This is a genomic window from Rariglobus hedericola, assembly GCF_007559335.1.
Lineage (GTDB): Bacteria > Verrucomicrobiota > Verrucomicrobiia > Opitutales > Opitutaceae > Rariglobus > Rariglobus hedericola.
In genome coordinates this window covers 2,036,655-2,054,111 of the sequence record NZ_VMBG01000001.1, presented here as the reverse complement: position 1 = coordinate 2,054,111, position 17,457 = coordinate 2,036,655, and the positions used below count along the sequence as shown (strand labels likewise).

At 60.3% G+C, this 17,457-nt stretch carries 18 protein-coding genes and 1 tRNA gene; 13 read left to right on the top strand and 6 right to left on the bottom strand.

Annotated features, from left to right (window positions below; translation table 11 throughout):
- Nucleotides 1-30: 30 nt before the first annotated feature.
- The gene (locus tag FPL22_RS09005) at nucleotides 31-1,347 is read right to left on the bottom strand and encodes a bifunctional ornithine acetyltransferase/N-acetylglutamate synthase (protein ID WP_144229938.1); all 1,317 of its coding nucleotides are present in this window, start codon (nucleotides 1,345-1,347) and stop codon (nucleotides 31-33) included.
- A gap of 148 nt (nucleotides 1,348-1,495) precedes the next feature.
- On the opposite strand from FPL22_RS09005, the gene argB reads away from it, so the two are divergent.
- From argB to argF, 3 genes are all read left to right on the top strand, one after another.
- Nucleotides 1,496-2,380, top strand: coding sequence for an acetylglutamate kinase (gene argB, locus FPL22_RS09000; RefSeq protein ID WP_144229936.1), 885 nt, complete (start codon nucleotides 1,496-1,498; stop codon nucleotides 2,378-2,380).
- Nucleotides 2,381-2,387: 7 nt separating this feature from the next.
- A complete protein-coding gene (locus tag FPL22_RS08995; protein WP_144229934.1) occupies nucleotides 2,388-3,611 on the top strand; it encodes an aspartate aminotransferase family protein in 1,224 nt (407 codons plus the stop codon).
- Between the two features lie 69 nt (nucleotides 3,612-3,680).
- On the top strand, nucleotides 3,681-4,631 hold the full coding sequence (gene argF, locus FPL22_RS08990) for an ornithine carbamoyltransferase (RefSeq protein WP_144229933.1): 951 nt from the start codon (nucleotides 3,681-3,683) through the stop codon (nucleotides 4,629-4,631).
- 34 nt (nucleotides 4,632-4,665) lie between these two features.
- Here the strand turns inward: argF and FPL22_RS08985 are convergent, their stop codons facing one another.
- Nucleotides 4,666-5,139: a type II secretion system protein gene (locus FPL22_RS08985; protein WP_144229931.1), complete on the bottom strand. Its 474-nt coding sequence runs from the start codon at nucleotides 5,137-5,139 to the stop codon at nucleotides 4,666-4,668.
- A 169-nt stretch (nucleotides 5,140-5,308) separates the two neighbouring features.
- Here FPL22_RS08985 and FPL22_RS08980 point away from each other — a divergent pair, with 169 nt between their 5' ends.
- Nucleotides 5,309-6,535: an argininosuccinate synthase gene (locus FPL22_RS08980; protein WP_144229929.1), complete on the top strand. Its 1,227-nt coding sequence runs from the start codon at nucleotides 5,309-5,311 to the stop codon at nucleotides 6,533-6,535.
- A gap of 63 nt (nucleotides 6,536-6,598) precedes the next feature.
- Here FPL22_RS08980 and FPL22_RS08975 read toward each other — a convergent pair whose 3' ends face one another.
- Nucleotides 6,599-7,699, bottom strand: coding sequence for a substrate-binding domain-containing protein (locus FPL22_RS08975; RefSeq protein ID WP_144229927.1), 1,101 nt, complete (start codon nucleotides 7,697-7,699; stop codon nucleotides 6,599-6,601).
- A 117-nt stretch (nucleotides 7,700-7,816) separates the two neighbouring features.
- Here FPL22_RS08975 and FPL22_RS08970 point away from each other — a divergent pair, with 117 nt between their 5' ends.
- The 9 genes from FPL22_RS08970 (at nucleotide 7,817) to FPL22_RS08930 (ending at nucleotide 15,558) form a co-directional block, all read left to right on the top strand.
- Nucleotides 7,817-8,977, top strand: coding sequence for a Gfo/Idh/MocA family protein (locus FPL22_RS08970; protein ID WP_144229925.1), 1,161 nt, complete (start codon nucleotides 7,817-7,819; stop codon nucleotides 8,975-8,977).
- Between the two features lie 29 nt (nucleotides 8,978-9,006).
- Nucleotides 9,007-9,780, top strand: a complete 774-nt coding sequence (locus tag FPL22_RS08965) for a sugar phosphate isomerase/epimerase family protein (protein ID WP_144229923.1) — start codon at nucleotides 9,007-9,009, stop codon at nucleotides 9,778-9,780.
- Nucleotides 9,781-9,834: 54 nt separating this feature from the next.
- Nucleotides 9,835-11,268, top strand: a complete 1,434-nt coding sequence (gene uxaC / locus FPL22_RS08960; RefSeq protein ID WP_144229921.1) for a glucuronate isomerase — start codon at nucleotides 9,835-9,837, stop codon at nucleotides 11,266-11,268.
- Nucleotides 11,269-11,467: 199 nt separating this feature from the next.
- Complete coding sequence (locus FPL22_RS08955) at nucleotides 11,468-12,253, top strand: MlaE family ABC transporter permease (protein ID WP_144229920.1); 786 nt, start codon at nucleotides 11,468-11,470, stop codon at nucleotides 12,251-12,253.
- Nucleotides 12,250-13,074, top strand: coding sequence for an ABC transporter ATP-binding protein (locus FPL22_RS08950; RefSeq protein WP_144229918.1), 825 nt, complete (start codon nucleotides 12,250-12,252; stop codon nucleotides 13,072-13,074). The genes FPL22_RS08955 and FPL22_RS08950 overlap by 4 nt, the downstream gene beginning before the upstream one ends.
- The gene (gene mlaD, locus FPL22_RS08945) at nucleotides 13,071-13,598 is read left to right on the top strand and encodes an outer membrane lipid asymmetry maintenance protein MlaD (RefSeq protein WP_144229916.1); all 528 of its coding nucleotides are present in this window, start codon (nucleotides 13,071-13,073) and stop codon (nucleotides 13,596-13,598) included. The genes FPL22_RS08950 and mlaD overlap by 4 nt, the downstream gene beginning before the upstream one ends.
- A complete protein-coding gene (locus FPL22_RS08940) occupies nucleotides 13,595-14,203 on the top strand; it encodes a Tgt2/MlaC family protein (RefSeq protein WP_144229914.1) in 609 nt (202 codons plus the stop codon). The genes mlaD and FPL22_RS08940 overlap by 4 nt, the downstream gene beginning before the upstream one ends.
- Complete coding sequence (locus FPL22_RS08935) at nucleotides 14,200-14,961, top strand: MlaA family lipoprotein (RefSeq protein ID WP_144229911.1); 762 nt, start codon at nucleotides 14,200-14,202, stop codon at nucleotides 14,959-14,961. The genes FPL22_RS08940 and FPL22_RS08935 overlap by 4 nt, the downstream gene beginning before the upstream one ends.
- A 21-nt stretch (nucleotides 14,962-14,982) precedes the next feature.
- On the top strand, nucleotides 14,983-15,558 hold the full coding sequence (locus FPL22_RS08930) for an RsmD family RNA methyltransferase (RefSeq protein WP_144229909.1): 576 nt from the start codon (nucleotides 14,983-14,985) through the stop codon (nucleotides 15,556-15,558).
- Here the strand turns inward: FPL22_RS08930 and FPL22_RS08925 are convergent.
- The 3 genes from FPL22_RS08925 to FPL22_RS08915 all read right to left on the bottom strand — a co-directional run bounded on the left by FPL22_RS08925 (nucleotide 15,555) and on the right by FPL22_RS08915 (nucleotide 17,401).
- Nucleotides 15,555-16,280: an RsmE family RNA methyltransferase gene (locus tag FPL22_RS08925; RefSeq protein ID WP_144229907.1), complete on the bottom strand. Its 726-nt coding sequence runs from the start codon at nucleotides 16,278-16,280 to the stop codon at nucleotides 15,555-15,557. The genes FPL22_RS08930 and FPL22_RS08925 overlap by 4 nt on opposite strands.
- On the bottom strand, nucleotides 16,277-17,266 hold the full coding sequence (mgrA, locus tag FPL22_RS08920; RefSeq protein ID WP_144229905.1) for an L-glyceraldehyde 3-phosphate reductase: 990 nt from the start codon (nucleotides 17,264-17,266) through the stop codon (nucleotides 16,277-16,279). Before mgrA ends, FPL22_RS08925 begins: the two co-directional genes overlap by 4 nt.
- Nucleotides 17,267-17,327: 61 nt before the next feature.
- Nucleotides 17,328-17,401 (bottom strand) — tRNA-Gly (locus FPL22_RS08915).
- Nucleotides 17,402-17,457: the final 56 nt, after the last annotated feature.

Below are 17,457 nucleotides of genomic sequence, written 5' to 3'. Positions count from 1 at the left end.
TGCGTTAAATTCGCCGCCGTTTTGGGAGGATCAGCTCCGGTAATCCGCGTTCTCACTCACGTATTCATGTGTGAGGTCGCCACCAAAAATCGTGGCTGCGGCGTGACCGCTCCCGAGGTCGACCTCGATCTCCACGCAGCGTTCGTGCGGCGGATAATCCACCGTCGCGGCGAACACGCCATCGGCGGACGGCTTGCTCGTGTAAAGTTCCGCATTTTTCAAGTGGGCGACCAGTGCGGTTTCTTTTTCCGGATTCAGCCGGAACGCACCCTTGGCGAAAATCTCGATGCCGCCGATGCTTGCACGCAGCTTGGAAAGATCGGTTTCGGGTGCATGCGCGCCGACGTGTTTACCAATGGCCTGCACGAGGCGGCCGACATTCGGATCGTTACCGGCGACGGCGCATTTGAAGAGCGGCGCGTTCACGATCGCCTTGCCGAGCGCGCAAGCGAGCGAGGCGGTCGCGGCATTTTTCACCTCGACGCGGATTACGTGACGCACGCCTTCGCCATTGCGCACGACGTCTTCGGCGAGGTCGCGGCACACAAGCGCGAGTGCGTTTTCGAACGCGGCGAGGTCATCGCAGGGCACGAGGCTCGACGAGACGAGGGCAACGGTGTCCGAGGTGCTGGTATCGCTGTCGATACTGATGCGATTGAAGCTGGCGTTGACCGTCTTCGTAAGCAGTGCGCGCAACGTGTCCCGCGGCACGGCGAGATCGGTGAGGATGTAAACGAGCATCGTCGCCATGTTGGGCTCGATCATGCCCGCGCCCTTGGCGATGCCGACGATGCGGCCCGCGCCGACGGCGGCGCTGCGGACTTTGGGGTAAAGATCAGTCGTCACGATGCCTTCGGCGGCGGGCATGATCGAACCGGCGGCGAGCGCGGCGGCGGCTTTGGGCAGATTCGCCACGATGTCGTCGGCCGGCAGGCCCCAGCCAATCACACCGGTGGAACTCGGCAGCACAGCGGTCGCGGGGAGGCCGAGGAGTTTTGCCGTCTCGACGCACACGCGTTCCGAGGTTTCGACGCCACCGGGCGCGCACACGTTGGAAATTTTATTATTAACGATGATCGCGCCGAGCAGGGGTTCATCGAGGCGCTGGCGGCCGACGATCACGGGGGCGCCGGGGAAGGCGTTTTTGGTGAACATGGCGGCGAAGTCCGGCGTGGGTTTATCCAACGCGATGAGCGTGAGCGTCATCTTCGCGGGCTTGGGTGCTTCCTTGGGCATGAAGTCGAAGCGTGCCGTGCCCACGCGGAAGCCGAGTGGCAGGGCGGATTGCGTGGCGAGCCACGCACGATGTTCGTCACGGGAAGAGAAGGAAAGGGCGGTGCTGGGCACGCGTTCAGAAGTGGCGCGACGGCGCGCGGAGTGAAGCCGATTCTTTGATTGGCGCGTGCCGAAGGCGTTAATTCCCGCGTCGGGTTGAGAAATAAGATGGAAATGCCGGCCACGCGTGATTTACCCGTGTTTACTCCAACACCGATAAGTGAACGTAACTGAAATCACCACCAAGGCGAAGGTGCTCCTAGAAGCCCTGCCTTACATCCAAGATTTTCGCGGCTCGACCTTCGTAGTCAAATACGGCGGCAGCTTTATGGACGACCCAGATCCCGCGGTGCGCAACCGCGTGGCCTACGACATCGCGTTCCTCGCAGCCGTGGGCATCAACGTCGTCGTTGTCCATGGCGGTGGCAAAGCGATCACCAAGGCGCTCGAAGCCTCGGGCTTGAAATCGCAGTTCGCGCCCAATGGCATGCGCATCACCGACGAGGCCAGCGTGCAGATCGTCAAGAAGACGCTCGATGAAGTTGTGAACAAGGACGTGTGCGATGCCATTTCGCTGGCCAAGGCCAAGCCCAAGGGGCTCGCCGGCGACAGCGTGCTCGTGTGCGAAAAGCTGCTCGTTGACGACAATGGCAACGCCGTTGATCTCGGCTATGTGGGCGAAGTCACCGAGGTGAAGGTGAAGCTCATCAAAAAGGAAATCGCCGACGGCAACGTTCCGGTGATCTCGCCGGTGGCCGAAGGGCTCGACGGCAAACCTTACAACGTGAATGCCGACCTGGTTGCCGGCCGCGTGGCCAGTGCCCTGCGCGCCCGCCGCCTCGTTTACATGAGCGACGTCCCCGGCCTGCTTTCGAATCCGTCGGATCCGGAGTCGCTGATTTCCACGCTCAAAATTTCCCAAGTGGACGACCTCAAGAAGAGGGGTGTCATCGACAAGGGCATGCGCCCGAAAGTCATGAGCGCCGTGCGCGCGCTTCAAGAGGGCGTGCAGCGCGTCCACTTCATCGACGGGCGCCAGTCGCATTCGTTGTTGATGGAAATTTTCACCGACTCCGGCATTGGCACGGAGATCGTGCACGGTTGATTCAGCCATGAGCAACCGCCCCGATGTCGTTCGCACCAGCACGGCCGATCTCTACGACGCGCACGTTCTGAAAAACTACGGACGCCCCGCGCTCACGCTCGTGCGCGGCAGCGGCTCGCATGTCTGGGATGACCAGGGCGGCAAGTTCCTCGATTTCACCTCGGGCATCGCGGTGAGCGCGCTCGGGCATTGCCATCCGCATTGGGTGGCCTCGGTGCAGCGCCAGGCCGGCGAGCTGATTCACACGAGCAACCTTTTCCGCAATCCGAACCAAGGCGAACTCGCACGCCGTCTCGTCGGCTATGCCGGACCGGGCCGGGTATTTTTCTGTAACAGCGGAGCCGAGGCCAACGAAGGTCTGCTCAAGCTCGCGCGTTTGCATGGTGCGACCAAGGCCGGTGGCGAAGAGGGCAAGTGCTACAAAGTGATCTGCGCGAAGAGCGCATTTCACGGCCGCACGTTTGGCGGCATGAGTGCGACCCCGCAGGAAAAAATCCAGAAAGGATTTCGTCCGCTTGTGCCCGGTTTCGCATTCGGCGAACTCAACAATCTCGCCTCGTTCGAGGCGTTGATCGACGACCAGACCGCGGCGATTTTTGTCGAGACGATCCAAGGCGAAGGCGGCGTGAATTCCGCCACGACCGAGTTCCTGCTGGGCCTGCGCAAACTGTGCAACCAGCACAATCTCCTGCTCATGCTCGACGAAGTGCAGTGCGGTGTGGGTCGCACAGGAAAGTTTTTTGCCTACGAGCATGCCGGAGTGCGTCCGGATGCGATCGGCATGGCCAAGGGGCTGGGCGGCGGTTTCCCGATCGGCGCGATCTGGATCGGCGAAAAAGCGGCTGATCTCTTCCAGCCGGGCATGCATGGCACGACGTTTGGCGGCACTCCGCTGGCCTGTGCCGCGGCGCTTGCCGTGCTCGACGTGATCGAGAAGGAGAAGCTCATGGAGCAGGTTAGCCGCGCAAGCGGATCGTGGATCGAGGCCTTAACGGAACTGGCGACGGATTTTCCGGCGCAAGTGCTGGGCGTGCGCGGACGTGGCTTCATGGTGGGCATTCAGCTGGCCAGTGATCCGGCTCCGTATGTCGCGGCGTTGCGTGATGCGGGCCTGCTCGTGCCCTCCGCTGGCGGCAATGTGATTCGGCTCCTGCCTCCGCTCAATGCAACGGCTGACGAGCTCGCGAGTTCCGTCGAGATTCTGCGCTCGGTGTTTGTCGCGAAAAAGTAAACAAGCGGCCTGTATTTTGCTCTCGTAGGAGCGGAGCGAATGGCCAAGCCTGTCCGCTTCATTTTTTTCATGAAGCACTTCCTCAAAGAGACCGACTTCAAGCCACACGAAGTGGCGGAAGTTTTCGCGCTGGCACGTGACCTTAAAGCCAAGCGGGGTCGTCATACGCCCCCGGTGCTTCAGCATCAGACGTGGGCGCTGATCTTTTCGAAGTCTTCCACGCGCACACGTGTGTCCTTTGAAGTCGGTGTTCACGAACTCGGCGGCAATCCGCTTTTCCTGAACAAGAACGACATCCAACTGGGCCGTGGTGAGTCGGTTGAGGACACGGCCAAGGTGCTTTCGCGGTTTGTGCACGGCTTGATCGTTCGCACCTACGAACACGCCGAAGTCGAGCGTCTCGCGGCCAGCGGCACCATTCCGGTGATCAATGCGCTGACGGATTTTCTGCACCCGTGCCAGATTTACACGGATGCCTTTACGCTGGCCGAACGCTGGGCGCCAAAGGGCGGCGATCTCCTCGGTTCGCTCAAAGGTCGCAAGATCGCGTTCTTGGGCGATACGGCCTGCAATATGGCCAACTCCTGGATCCTCGGTGCGGCGCTCTTCGGAATGAAGATCTCGCTCTCCGGCCCCAAAGGCTTCGAGCCGTCGCCCGAAATCGATGCGCTGCTCAAGCAGGAGGGGCTCGCCAAGGATTACCATTTCACGACCGATCCGCTCGAGGCGGTGAAGGATGCCGACGTCGTTTACACCGACGTATGGGTGAGCATGGGCAAGGAAGAGGAGACCAAGCAGCGCATCGCGCAAATGTCGCCTTATGCCGTCACGGCCGAGGTCTTCGCTGCCGCCAAGCCGGACGCGTGGTTCATGCACTGCCTGCCGGCCCATCCAGGCGAGGAAGTCAGCCAGGAGGTCTTGGATAATCCACGCTCGATCATTTTTGATCAGGCGGAAAACCGGCTGCACATTCAGAAGGCCATCATGGCCACTCTGGCGTCCAATCAGGCTCGCGGCTGATAGGGCGCGGCGCGCTGTTTTCAGGACTGCTGGTCTATTGTTGCAAAACGTAGATCAGCGACTGGCCGGAACGGAATAACGTGCCGCTGGAGGTGTCGCCGTTGTCGATCATCTGATCAATAGCCGCGATCTGATCATCCAGAGCCGTAAAATTATTGATGCGCAGGGCCGCGGCGGCTCCGTCGGTGTTGATGGACCAAGACCAGGATCCGCCTATCGGCGTCGGTTTATTCCAGCGATCAGGTGGAGGCAGGTAGCCGATAAGCTCGGCTGGTATGCCGCCATCGCCATCGGGCGGCCAGATGCCTTTATCGGTCACATAATATTCCAACGCTCCGGAGGCGACCCGCAGTTCATTGCTCGTTAATGTATTAACACTGCGACGCTGTAATTTGCGGTAGGCCGGAACCGCGATGGCACACAGCAGGCCGATCATCGTCACGACCACCATGATCTCCAGCAGGGTAAATCCGGCGGCGGAAAGAGTGGGGCGTGAAGGAGAACGCATGCTCGGAACGGGCTTTCTGGTAGAAGCACTTTTTACGCCATTTTTACATCGGTGTTATTCATGGAGTTCTTGGCGGCGGGTAGGGCGGTGGATTGAGACAGGATGGTTACGGCTCTGTTTTGCTTTGCGCAGCTGCGTGCGGTGGCTCACAACCGCTTCCTCTTTTACCATGAAAATCGTTCTCGCTTACTCGGGTGGTCTCGACACCTCCGTCATCGTCAAGTGGCTCAAGGAAACCTACGATGCGGAGATCATCACTTTCGCGGCCGACGTCGGCCAGGAAGAGGAACTCAAGGGCCTCGATAAGAAGGCGAAGGCCACCGGTGCTTCCAAGCACTACACCCTCGATCTGGTCGAGGAGTTCGCCACGAACTACATCTACCCGATGATCCGCGCCAACGCGGTCTACGAAGGCCAGTATTACCTCGGCACCTCCATCGCCCGCCCGCTCATCGCCAAGGCCCAGGTTGAAATCGCCCGTAAGGAAAAAGCGGATACGGTTGCCCACGGTGCCACCGGCAAGGGCAACGACCAGTGCCGTTTCGAGCTCACCTACATGGCGCTCGCCCCCGATCTCGACATCATCGCCCCTTGGAAGATGGAGAACTACCGCGCCGAGTTCCCCGGTCGCGCCGAGATGATCGCCTACTGCGCCAAGCACAAGATCCCGGTCGAAGCCTCGCTCAAAAAGCCCTATTCGATGGATCGTAACCTCCTCCATATTTCCTACGAGGCGGGCATCCTCGAGGATCCGTGGTTCGACCCGACGACCAAAGCCAACAAGGAGATGTTTAAACTCTCCGTCTCGCCTGAGGATGCGCCGGACAAGCCTGAATACGTCGAGATTGAGTTCGCCAAGGGCGATGCGGTTGCCGTCAACGGCAAGAAGCTCACCCCTGGGCAAGTGCTCAAGACCCTGAACAAGCTCGGCGGCAAACACGGCATCGGCCGCGTGGATCTCGTTGAAAACCGTTTTGTCGGCATGAAGAGCCGTGGCGTCTATGAGACCCCGGGCGGCACGATCCTCATGCAGGCCCACAAACAAATCGAGAGTCTCACTCTTGACCGCGAAGTTGAACATCTTCGCGACGGTTTCATTCCGAAATACGCCGAGCTTGTTTATAACGGCTTCTGGTTCTCCCCTGAGCGCGAAATGCTTCAGGCCATGATTGACGAGAGTCAGAAATTCGTTGCCGGCACCGTCCGTCTCAAGCTCTACAAGGGCAACATCATCACCGTCGGTCGCAAATCGAAGTATTCACTTTACGACGACAAGATCGCTTCGATGGAAGGTGTGAAGAGCTGGTATAACCAGAGCGACGCCACCGGCTTTATCCGCCTTAACGGCCTCCGTCTCCGCGCCCGCAGTCTGGCGCAGGGTGGCCCGAAAGTCTGAACAGGACGGGCAGCGACTACTGCATGAAAAAAGCGCGTCCATGCCGGACGCGCTTTTTTGTGCCTACGAGAGCCGCTTCAGTAGTTCGGTCACCGGCGGACCAAGTTTTTTCACCGTGCCGTTTTCGATCCAGCGACCTTCGATGAGCAGGCGCAGGGGTGTTGCGGGCACGCCGCGTTCGCCGGATTGAAACAAGCTGATGAGCAACTCCACCGCGCGCGCGCCGATTTCCTTTTCCTGCTGGTCGATGCCCGACCAATCGGAATCAAAAATGCGCGACAGCGTCACGATGCTGATATCGCCGGGGACGTCGTAGCCCGCGCCCTCGAGCCAGGTCTTCACTTCCGATACCGTGGAGACGATCGCGGTGGGACGGTATTTATCCACCCAGGCGAGAAAGCGATCGCGCCACGGGTTGACCACGGCCGGCTCGTCGCGGCCATCGATCATGAAGAGCGGAATCTTTGCATGATCTTCCTGGGCGTCGCGAAACAAGCAGTAGGGCGTCTCGAAGTTATGCTCGGCGCGGCGCAGCGTTTCCGACGCGCTCACCATGCCGATGCGACTGTGGCCCTTCCGGCACAACTCACGCAGGCACGTGAGCGTGGAGCTGTGCTGGTGATTGGCCACGACATGCAGTCGTGGTGACTCAACCGAATAGCCAATCGCTACGCCGGCAAACGCTTCGACGGGCAGTTTCAATTCCATTTTGGCCGAAGGTTGCGGGCAGAAAATCAGCCCGCGGATATTTCGCGCGAGCAAGACTTCGCGTGCGCGCTTTGGGCTCAGGTTGGGTTCAGTCAGCCAGAACTCCTCCAGTTTGTAACCCATCGATGCGGCAAACGCCGTCGCGCCCTCGTGGTAAGCCTTGAGATGAATCGAGTCCTGCCAGCCGTGTTTTTCGGCGAACGTGTGCACCCACGCAAAAGTCGAACGATAGGCCGGCGTGTGCTGCTTGCGCCGGTAGTGGCTGAGGGCCGTCAGCATCGGGTCGGGCACGTAGCCGAGGCGTGTTGAGATTGCGCGGATGTGTGCGCGTTTAACGGGGTCGACGTAGGTGTCGTTTTTGAGCGCACGCCATGCCGTGGAGACGTGCACGCCGGCCTCGGCGGCGACTTGCTTCAAGGTGATTCTGGCGGGGATCGCAGGAATGGGGTCGGCCATGAAATTGTTTGCAGATACTCGCCGTCGCGCTCGCCAAGGCAAGATTTTCGATAGCACTCTGCCTTTCCCCTAGACGGCATTTTATTCCCCCTCTCGTTTTTCTTCAACCTATCCATCATGAGCAAAGTTCGCATTGGTATCGTTGGTCTTGGCAACATGGGCTCGACCCACGCCAATCAAATTCTCGCCGGCAAAATCAGCCGTCTCGAGCTCACCGCCGTGGCGGATTCCGATCCCGCGAAGCTGGCCCGCGTTCCGCAGGTCAAGGGCTTCTCGTCTGCCGCCGAGATGATGGCTTCCGGCCTCATTGACGCGATTCTCATCGCGACTCCGCACTATGATCATACCACGATCGGCATCGCCGCGCTCAAGGCCGGCCTGCACGTCATGGTTGAGAAACCGATCTCGGTGCATCGCGCCGACTGCGAGCGCCTCATCGCTGCCCACACCAATAAAAAACAGGTGTTCGCCGCGATGTTCAACCAGCGCACCGATCACTATTATCTTAAGATCCGTGATCTCATCCAGAGCGGCGAGCTCGGGGAAATCCGCCGCGTCAACTGGATCATCACCGATTGGTTCCGCACCGAGACCTACTACGCTTCCGGCGGCTGGCGTGCGACCTGGGGCGGCGAGGGTGGCGGTGTGCTGCTCAACCAGTGTCCGCACAATCTCGACCTCTTCCAATGGATGTTCGGCCTGCCCGTGACCCTTCGCGCCAACTGCCAGTTCGGCAAATATCACGACATCGAGGTCGAGGACGACGTCACCGCCATCATGACCTTTAAGAACGGCGCCACCGGTGTGTTCATCACGTCGACGGGCGAGGCCCCCGGCACCAACCGTCTCGAGATCACCGCCGAGCGCGGCAAGGTCGTCTATGAGAAAGACAAAATCACCTATACCCGCAACGTGCAGGAGATGGGCGAATTCAGCCGCACGACGGACCAGGCGTTCGGCCGTCCCGAAGTCTGGGAAGTCAACATCCCGGCTCCGAGCCACGGCGATCAGCACAACGGCATTCTGAAAAACTTCACCGATGCCATTCTTGATGGCACTCCGCTGGTCGCCCCTGCGGCCGAGGGCATTCGCTCCGTCGAGCTCGCCAACGCCATGCTGATGTCCGCCTGGACCGACAAGGCCGTCACCTTTCCGATCGACGGGAAAAAATACGAGCGTCTCCTCAAGGCGAAGATCGCCACCTCCAAGGCCTCGAAGAAAAAGAAGAAGGTCGTTAAGATCACCAACGACGATTTCGCCAAGTCCATGGTCAAATAAAACGTCCGCCATCCTCTATCCTTAATCCCATGAAAATTTCCCAAGTCGCCATCCAGCTCTACACACTCCGCGATTTCTGCAAAACCGCGCCCGAGTTCGCCGCCGCCATGAAGAAGGTGCGCGAGATCGGTTACACCGCCGTGCAGATCAGCGGCGTTGGCCCGATTCCCGAGACCGAGCTTGTCGCCATGTGTAAAGCCGAAGGACTGACCATCTGCGCCACGCACGAACCGGGCGTAAAGATTCTTGATGAAACCGAGTCCGTGATCGCCCGCCTCGCCGCGCTTGGCACGAAACTCACCGCGTATCCGTTTCCGGCCGGTATCGATTTCGACAATCCGGAGCACGTCAACACGCTCATAAAAAAGCTCGATATCGCCGGCGCCAAGTTTCGCGCCGCCGGTATGAAGCTCGGCTACCACAACCATGCCCACGAGTTCTACCGTCCCGCCGGCGGCAAGACCTTCCTCGAGCGCATCTATGATGAAACCTCGCCCGAAAACATCGTCGCGGAGCTCGACGTTTTCTGGGTCCAGCGCGGCGGCGGCGATGTCGTCGAGTGGGTCAAACGCGTTAAAGGCCGCACGCCTTTCATTCACTTGAAGGACTTCAAGGTGAACCCATCGGGTGAAGCCAACTTCTGCGAAGTCGGTTCCGGCACGCTCGATTTCAAACGCATCATCGCCGAGGCCGAGGCCGGTGGCTGCGAGTGGTTCATCGTCGAGCAGGATACCTGCCCGGGTGATCCGTTCGTCTCCATCAAGCAGAGCTTTGATTATATCAAGGCGAACCTCGTCTCCTGATTTACTTAACCCCTTGGGGGCTTCGTTAATTCGAAGCCCCTTCATTTTATTCCCATGTCCGTCGCCTCCGCTTTCCTCCACGACGATTTCCTGCTGACCACCGAATGGTCGCGTTTGTTGTATCACACCTACGCGAAGCCGCAGCCGATCTACGACTATCACTGCCACCTCCCGCCGGATCAAATCGCCGCGAATCGTAAGTTCGAAAACCTCACGCAGATCTGGCTCGCCGGTGACCATTACAAGTGGCGCGCGATGCGTGCGGCCGGCGTGAATGAGGATTTCATCACGGGCAACACTACGTCCGACTACGATAAGTTTCTGGCCTACTGCCGCATCGTTCCGCAGCTCCTCCGCAATCCGCTGCACCACTGGTCGCACCTCGAACTGCGCCGCTACTTCGGCATCGATCTTCTCATTAACGAGACCAACGCCCCGCTCATCTGGGAACTGGCCAACGCCGAGCTCGCCAAGCCCGCGCTCTCGACCCACGGCATCCTCACCGCGAACAAAGTCGCCGTCGTCTGCACCACCGACGACCCCGCCGACTCGCTCGAGCACCACGTCGCCATCGCGAAGTCCGGTCTGGAGACTCGCGTGTATCCGACCTTCCGCGCCGACAAACTCATGGCCGTCGCCGCGCCCGCCGTGTTCAACGCCTGGGCCGACCAGCTCGCCGCCCGCGCCGACGTGAAGGTCGACTCGCTTGATTCACTGCTTCAGGCCCTCGATCAACGCCACGCGTTTTTCCACTCCATCGGCGGACGTCTCTCCGACCACGGTTTAGAAAATCTTCCCGACGCCGACTGCACGCGCGCCGAAGCCGAGGTGATTTTCAACGCTGTTCGTTCCGGTGCCGCCGCCACGACTGCGGATACCGCGAAGTGGGTCTGGTTCATCATGATTTACCTCGGCCAGCTCGACGCGAAACGCGGCTGGACGAAGCAGCTCCACCTGGGAGCCCTGCGCAACAACAACAGCCGCCTGTTGAAACGCCTCGGTGCCGATGCCGGCGTGGATTCGATCGGTGATTTTTCGCAGGCGCGCGCGCTCTCGCGTTACCTCGACGCGCTCGACCGCGACAACCAGCTGCCGAAGGTCGTGCTCTATAATTTGAATCCAGCCGACAACTACGTCTTCGCGACCATGGCCGGAAATTTTCAGGATGGCACTACCCCGGGCAAGATTCAGTTCGGCTCGGGTTGGTGGTTCCTCGACCAAAAAGAGGGCATGGAAATGCAGCTTAACGCGCTTTCCCAACTCGGCTTGTTGTCCAAGTTTGTCGGCATGCTCACGGACTCGCGCAGCTTCCTGAGTTATCCGCGTCACGAATATTTCCGTCGCATCCTCTGTGCATTGATCGGGGCGGATGTTGAGGCGGGTCTCATTCCGGCCGACGAAGCATCGGTGGGGAAACTCGTGAGCGATATCTGCTACGACAACGCCGCCGCTTACTTCGCCCTCGAAGCCGGCTCGTTCAACTCCTGAGCCGGCTGGCGAGGCAGGCATCATCCGTTCGATCCGGTTGATGCCTCTAGCATTTCATCATTCGCGTGGGCGTTTAGGGGTTCAGACGGTGCATAAATTTAGCCCAATGCCATTGTCCGTCGGTAGTTGGGAAGGGTGAAATGAATCGGCGCGCGCGATCTTGCGTGTCGCCAATGAGTTGGCTTTGCTGACCGCTTTCATGTCGCGCTTTCTAGGCCAGCATACGCTTTCCGTAGTTCATGAACTGGGAGACTTTACCCTGTTCACGGCTCGGTCGTTCACGGCTGCCGTGGGTTCGCGCAAGCTCGGGCGACGCGTCATCCGTGCCATCTACGAGCAAGGCGTGCGCTGCCTGCCGGTCATCCTGATCGTGGGTTTGTTCACCGGGCTTGTGCTGGGTTTGCAGGGATATTATGTGCTCAATCGATTCGGCTCGGAGGGGCTGCTCGGCACGTTGGTCTCGTTGACGTTGGTGCGTGAACTCGCGCCGGTTCTCGCGGCGTTGATGCTGGTCGGCCAGGCCGGTTCCGCGCTCGCCGCCGAACTCGGCATTCAGCGCAACAGTGAGCAAATCGCCGCGCTCGAGACGATGGGTGCCAGCACGCATGCTTATCTGGTTTCCCCCCGACTCATCGCCGCGCTGATCGTGTTTCCCGTGCATGCGGCGGTGTTCTCCCTCGTCGGTTTATTTGGCGGTTATCTTTCCGGCTCGGTGCTGTTGAACTTGCAGCCAGGCGTGTATTGGTCAGCGGTGCACAACGCCGTCGGTCCGCAGGATGTGCGCGAGTGTTTCACGAAGGCGGCGGTCTTCGGACTGCTGACGATCGCGATCTGCGCTTACAACGGTTTCAACGCCCACCTGCGCCGCAACTCCACCGGTGCCCGCGCCGTGAGCGCCTCGACGACTCGTGCCGTCGTGTTGTCCAGCATCACCGTGCTGGCCGCTGATTACTTGATCACCTCGCTGCTGGTGAAAACACCATGAGCACCGCGGATACCGCCACGGGCACCGATCTGTTTCTCGACGTCCGCGGCCTGCACAAGCGCTTCGGCGAAAATGTCGTGCTGGCCGGCGTCGATCTCGCCGTGCCGCGTGGCAGCGTGGTCACGGTTCTCGGCAAGAGCGGGACCGGCAAATCCGTCTTCTTAAAATGTCTCGCCGGCATCGTGCGGCCGGACGCGGGTGACATCTGTTTCGACGGCCATTCACTCAACGCCCAGGACGCGGAGTCGCGCGTGGAATTTCGCCGTCGCTGCAGTTATCTTTTCCAGAGCAATGCGTTGCTCGATTCACTCACGGCTCTGCAAAACGTGGCGCTTCCGCTCGAGCAGACCACGCAGATTCCCAACCGGGAAATTCGCGAGCGCTCGCTCGAAGCGCTGCGTCAACTCGACTTGGAAAAGCATAAAGACCGTTTCCCGGCGCAGCTTTCCGGAGGCATGCAAAAGCGCCTTGCCCTGGCCCGTGCCATCGTCACGCGTCCCGAACTGGTGCTCTTTGACGAGCCGACCGCCGGCCTTGATCCGATCCGTCGCAACCGGGTGTTTGAAATGATCGTGAAGTATCAGCGCCAGTTCGGATTCACCGCGGTGCTCGTGACCCACGATCTGCCCGAGGCGCTCGTCGCCAGCGATCAGGTTGCCTTGCTCGATTCAGGTCGCATGCAATTTCAGGGAACGCCGGAGGCCTTTAGCAGGTCCGCCGATCCTACCGTGTGCGCATTCCGCGACAGCGCGGCGAGCCTGCGAGACTCCATCGCGGCGCTCCGTCGTGGTGAAACCGTAATGTCGGGAGAAGATTTATGAAACAGTCCAGATTGGAACTGATCGTTGGTGTATTCGTCCTCGCAGGCCTCCTCGCGGTGGCCTACCTCGCGCTGCGCATTGGCGCGGGCGCGATGCTGGGCGGTGACACCTACACGTTGAAGGCGCGCTTTACCAACGCCGGTGGTCTCAATCCCGGCAGTAATGTGCTCATCGCCGGTGTGCCGGTGGGCCGTGTCGATTCCATCAAGCTCAATCCCGAGGACTACAGTGCGGTCGTCGAACTGAGCGTGCGTAAAGACGTCAAACTCCCCACCGACTCCATCGCTTCGATCAAGACGAGCGGACTGATCGGTGATAAGTTCCTCGCGCTTTCTCCCGGCTCCGATGATGAAATGCTTCCATCCGGCGCGATGATCAGCGACACCGAGTCGACCGTCGACCTCGAGTCGCTCATCAGCCGCTTTGCCTTCGGCAATGTTAGCGACAAGACCAAGACGGCTGCCGAACCAGCCGCAGAAACGACTCCTTCGACGACCACTCCTCCGACCACGACCACTCCATGAACCTCCGTCATTGTCTTTCGTTCGCGACCGTTGTCGCCGTCTCGCTCGTTTCATTGCCGCAGGCCCGTGCCGCCGAGGCCGCGGAGATGTTGAACACCGCAGTCGATGAAGTGATGGCCATCGCTTACGACAAGCAGGCCTCCGCCGCACCGTTGGCCGAGCGCGTGCGTCCGGTGCTGGAGAAATATTTCAACTTCGAGACGATCACGCGCCGTGCGATCGGACCGGGCTGGCGCCAGTTCAGCGCCGAACAGAAAACGACCGCCACGCACCTGTTCACCGATCTGGTCATCCGCACCTACGCGAACCGGTTCGAAGCTGGCGAGCGTCCCGGCATCACCTATTCGAAGGCGATCGTTCCCGATCCGGCGCGCCCTGCGTTGCGCGAATTGCCCACCACCATCGATTATGCGGGTAAAAAATACGCGGTGACTTATCGCGTCGAGCAAGCCGGTGACAGCTGGCGCATTTATGATGTGATCATCGAAGGAGTGAGCATGATCGCCAACTGGCGCTCCCAGCTCGACCCGATCTTCCAAAAAGGAGGCGCTGCCGCCGTCATCACCGCACTCGAGAAAAACCTTTCCCAGGAACCTGCCAAATGAAGTCTTTTATTCGTCCATTCATCTTCACCGCCGGCTGTTTGCTCGCCGGCGCGCCCGCTCTGTTTGCCCAAGAAACTCCCGCCCAGCCGGATCCCGCGGTGGTTGATGACATGGATGACTACACGGTCGTGCAGGTCTCGGATCCCTTTGAACCGGTCAACCGCGCGGTCTTCAAATTCAACGACGGTCTCTACGATTACGTGCTGCGCCCTGTGTCCAAGGGCTACACCAAGGTTGTGCCGACACCGGTGCGCTCCGGCATCCGGAACTTTTTCGACAACATCCGCTTTCCGATTCGTTTCGTGAACAGTGCGCTTCAGGGCAAGTTCAAGCGCGCCGGCCTCGAAACCGGCAAGTTCGCCGTCAACACCGTCGCCGGTCTCGGTGGCTTCATTCGGATCTCGGACGATGTCCCTTCGCTGGCGCAGATTCCGCGCGAGGATACCGGCCAGACCTTCGGTGTGTGGCGCATCGGCAAGGGACCCTATCTGGTGCTCCCGGTGTTTGGTCCGGGCACGGCGCGTGACACCGTGGGATTTGTGGGCGATTACTTCCTGAATCCGATCAACTGGAACCTGCGTGAAAACGTCGAAGGCTACACTTGGGAAATTCAAACGGGTGTGCAGGTCGTCAGCGGACTCAATTCTCTGCCCGACATCCTCAACGCCTACGACGCGCCGCGCAAAGACGCGATCGATCCCTATATCGCGGTGCGCAGCGCCTACATCCAGTATCGCGAGGCGGCGGTGAAGCAGTAAGGGTCAGGCGGTTCACGAGTCATGCGCATCAGTGGAGGAGCCGCGCGCGGAGTCACGTTGCAGGTGCCCAAGGGCGACGTGACCCGTCCGGCAACGGACGGGATGCGGCAGGCGGTGTTTTCCAGCCTGGCGGCACGGTTGCCAGGCGCGCGTTTCGTGGATCTTTTTGCCGGTAGCGGAGCCTACGGGCTGGAAGCCTTCAGTCGCGGTGCACAAAGCGGCGTGTTTGTTGAGAAGAACCCGAGGGCGGCGGATTGTATTCGGAAAAATATTACGACGGTAGCCAAAAGCGCCGCGCGTCAGGCGGACAATTTGAAGCTCCTTGCGATGGATGTGCTCACGTGGGAACCGGCCGCCGGAGAGGCGCCCGATCTCGTGTTCATCGATCCGCCTTATGAAGTGATCTCCGATGTCGGCCCGAAGCTCTTTGCGCGCATGGCCTGCTGGTGGTCGACCGATGCCGACCCGGTGGTCGTGTTCGAGATGCCCGGTGAAGTCACGCTGGAGCCGCCGGCCGGCTGGGAATGCGTGAAGCGATTGGGCAAGGGGGCGCGCCAGCCGACGACGGTTTTTTTCCGACGGACGGCGATGCTTTAACGGGCTCGGAGGATCGCCAAGGCGGCGATGACCGCGGTTTCGACGCGCAGCACGCGCGGACCGAGATGAACCAGTGCAAACCCTGTGGCGCGAAGATTGTCTCGATCCAAGCTCCCGAATCCACGCTCTGGACCAAATGCAAGAATTTGATCAGCATTGGTTTCAGAAGGTTTATAACTTGTTAATTTACAAACCTGCAGGGGGGTGGAAGCCTCGTAATTATCGAGGGCTAGGCGGGTGGAGGAGTCGGGCAGGGTGCCGAGGGCGGAGGCCAAGGTGTGCGTCCAGGTGACTTCGGGAACGCGGGTGTCAAAGGCTTGGGCGGCTCCGGCGAGGCAGTGTCGCCGCCATTCGCCGGAGGTCCAGAGGGAGCTGGTCGCGTAGTTGCGGTCGGCGCGCTCTGTCGCGATAAAGTGGATACATGTTGCGCCAAGGGTCGTGGCGTCGCGCAGGATGTCGCGGGCAGTCTGCGGGCGCGGGAGGCCGATTAGCAGCGTGGTCGGGGGCAGGGGAGGCTGCGGGGCGTCCCAGGCGAAGGTGAGTGCGAGGGAGTCGGGATTGATCGCGGCGACGGTGGCTTTGCCGCGTGGTCCATTGACGAAGCCGGCGTCAAAAACATCGCCTTCTCCGCGACGTAAAACATCCAGAATATGCCGCGCCCGTGGATCGGAACGCGGCAGGGGCGCGTTCAGTTCGTCGGCTTCGAAAAGGACCAGATTCAAGCGAGAATCGAATCGATTTTAGCCAGCTCGTCCGAGGTGAAATCCAAGGTTTTGAGCGCGGCGAAGTTATCTTCCAACTGCGAGACCTTGCTCGCGCCGATGAGGGCGGTGGTCACGCGCTTGTCGCGCACGGTCCAGGCGAGCGCCATTTGCGCGAGGGACTGGCCGCGGGCCTGGGCGAGGGTGTTAAGCTTTTGGATTTTGGCGAGGGCGGCGGGGGAAACTTGCTCGGTCTTGAGAAAGCCGTGGGCTTTGGCGGCGCGGGAGTCTTCGGGAATACCGGTGAGGTAGCGGTTGGTGAGCAGACCTTGGGCGAGCGGAGAGAACGGGATGCAGCCCATGCCCTCGGTCTCAAGCGTATCGAGGAGCGCGGGCTCGATCCATCGGTTGAACATGTTGTAAACCGGCTGATGGATGAGTGCGGGCGTGCCGAGATCGCGGAGGATTTTGGAGGCGCGGGCAGTTTCCTCGGGTTTGTAGTTGGAAAGCCCTACGTAGAGGGCTTTGCCTGAGCGCACGGTGTGGGCGAGCGCGCCCATGGACTCTTCAAGCGGGGTGTTCGGATCCGGGCGGTGGTGATAGAAGATATCGACGTAATCGAGCTTTAGCCGCTTTAACGACTGATCGAGGGATGACAGGAGGTATTTGCGCGAGCCCCATTCGCCGTAGGGGCCGGCCCACATATGGTAGCCGGCCTTGGTAGATACGATGAGTTCGTCTCGATGTGCGGAGAGATCGGCGGCGAGGATGCGACCGAAGTTCTCCTCGGCGGAGCCGGGCGGCGGGCCGTAGTTATTGGCGAGGTCGAAATGGGTGATGCCGAGGTCGAAGGCGCGGCGCACGATGGCGCGGCCATTTTCGAAGGTGTCGACACCACCAAAATTGTGCCAAAGTCCGAGGGAAATCAGGGGCAACTGGATGCCGGAGCGACCGCAGCGGCGATAGATCGAAGGCGTGTCGTAACGGGTAGGGGCAGGGGAATGCATGAAATAAAATACGGTAACTCCAAAGCGCCTGGGCGCAGCTCCCTCAGGAATAGGGGAGAATTGGTGCGGTCGCCGAGAATCGAACTCGGGACACCTACTTGGAAGGAAGGAGTTTTACCTCTAAACTACGACCGCGAAGAGTTCGGCGCAGAGCTTCAACGGGCAGGGGAGCAGGTCAAGCTTTGGCTGGC

Coding starts and splice junctions, on each gene's coding strand:
- FPL22_RS08940 (WP_144229914.1), top strand. CDS start 13,595: ATGAACCTCCGTCATTGTCTTTCGTTCGCGACCGTTGTCGCCGTCTCG.
- FPL22_RS08970 (WP_144229925.1), top strand. CDS start 7,817: ATGAGCAAAGTTCGCATTGGTATCGTTGGTCTTGGCAACATGGGCTCG.
- FPL22_RS08985 (WP_144229931.1), bottom strand. CDS start 5,139: ATGCGTTCTCCTTCACGCCCCACTCTTTCCGCCGCCGGATTTACCCTG.
- FPL22_RS08950 (WP_144229918.1), top strand. CDS start 12,250: ATGAGCACCGCGGATACCGCCACGGGCACCGATCTGTTTCTCGACGTC.
- mgrA (WP_144229905.1), bottom strand. CDS start 17,266: ATGCATTCCCCTGCCCCTACCCGTTACGACACGCCTTCGATCTATCGC.
- FPL22_RS08980 (WP_144229929.1), top strand. CDS start 5,309: ATGAAAATCGTTCTCGCTTACTCGGGTGGTCTCGACACCTCCGTCATC.
- FPL22_RS08975 (WP_144229927.1), bottom strand. CDS start 7,699: ATGGCCGACCCCATTCCTGCGATCCCCGCCAGAATCACCTTGAAGCAA.
- FPL22_RS08995 (WP_144229934.1), top strand. CDS start 2,388: ATGAGCAACCGCCCCGATGTCGTTCGCACCAGCACGGCCGATCTCTAC.
- FPL22_RS08930 (WP_144229909.1), top strand. CDS start 14,983: ATGCGCATCAGTGGAGGAGCCGCGCGCGGAGTCACGTTGCAGGTGCCC.
- FPL22_RS08935 (WP_144229911.1), top strand. CDS start 14,200: ATGAAGTCTTTTATTCGTCCATTCATCTTCACCGCCGGCTGTTTGCTC.
- FPL22_RS08955 (WP_144229920.1), top strand. CDS start 11,468: ATGTCGCGCTTTCTAGGCCAGCATACGCTTTCCGTAGTTCATGAACTG.
- FPL22_RS08965 (WP_144229923.1), top strand. CDS start 9,007: ATGAAAATTTCCCAAGTCGCCATCCAGCTCTACACACTCCGCGATTTC.
- uxaC (WP_144229921.1), top strand. CDS start 9,835: ATGTCCGTCGCCTCCGCTTTCCTCCACGACGATTTCCTGCTGACCACC.
- argF (WP_144229933.1), top strand. CDS start 3,681: ATGAAGCACTTCCTCAAAGAGACCGACTTCAAGCCACACGAAGTGGCG.
- mlaD (WP_144229916.1), top strand. CDS start 13,071: ATGAAACAGTCCAGATTGGAACTGATCGTTGGTGTATTCGTCCTCGCA.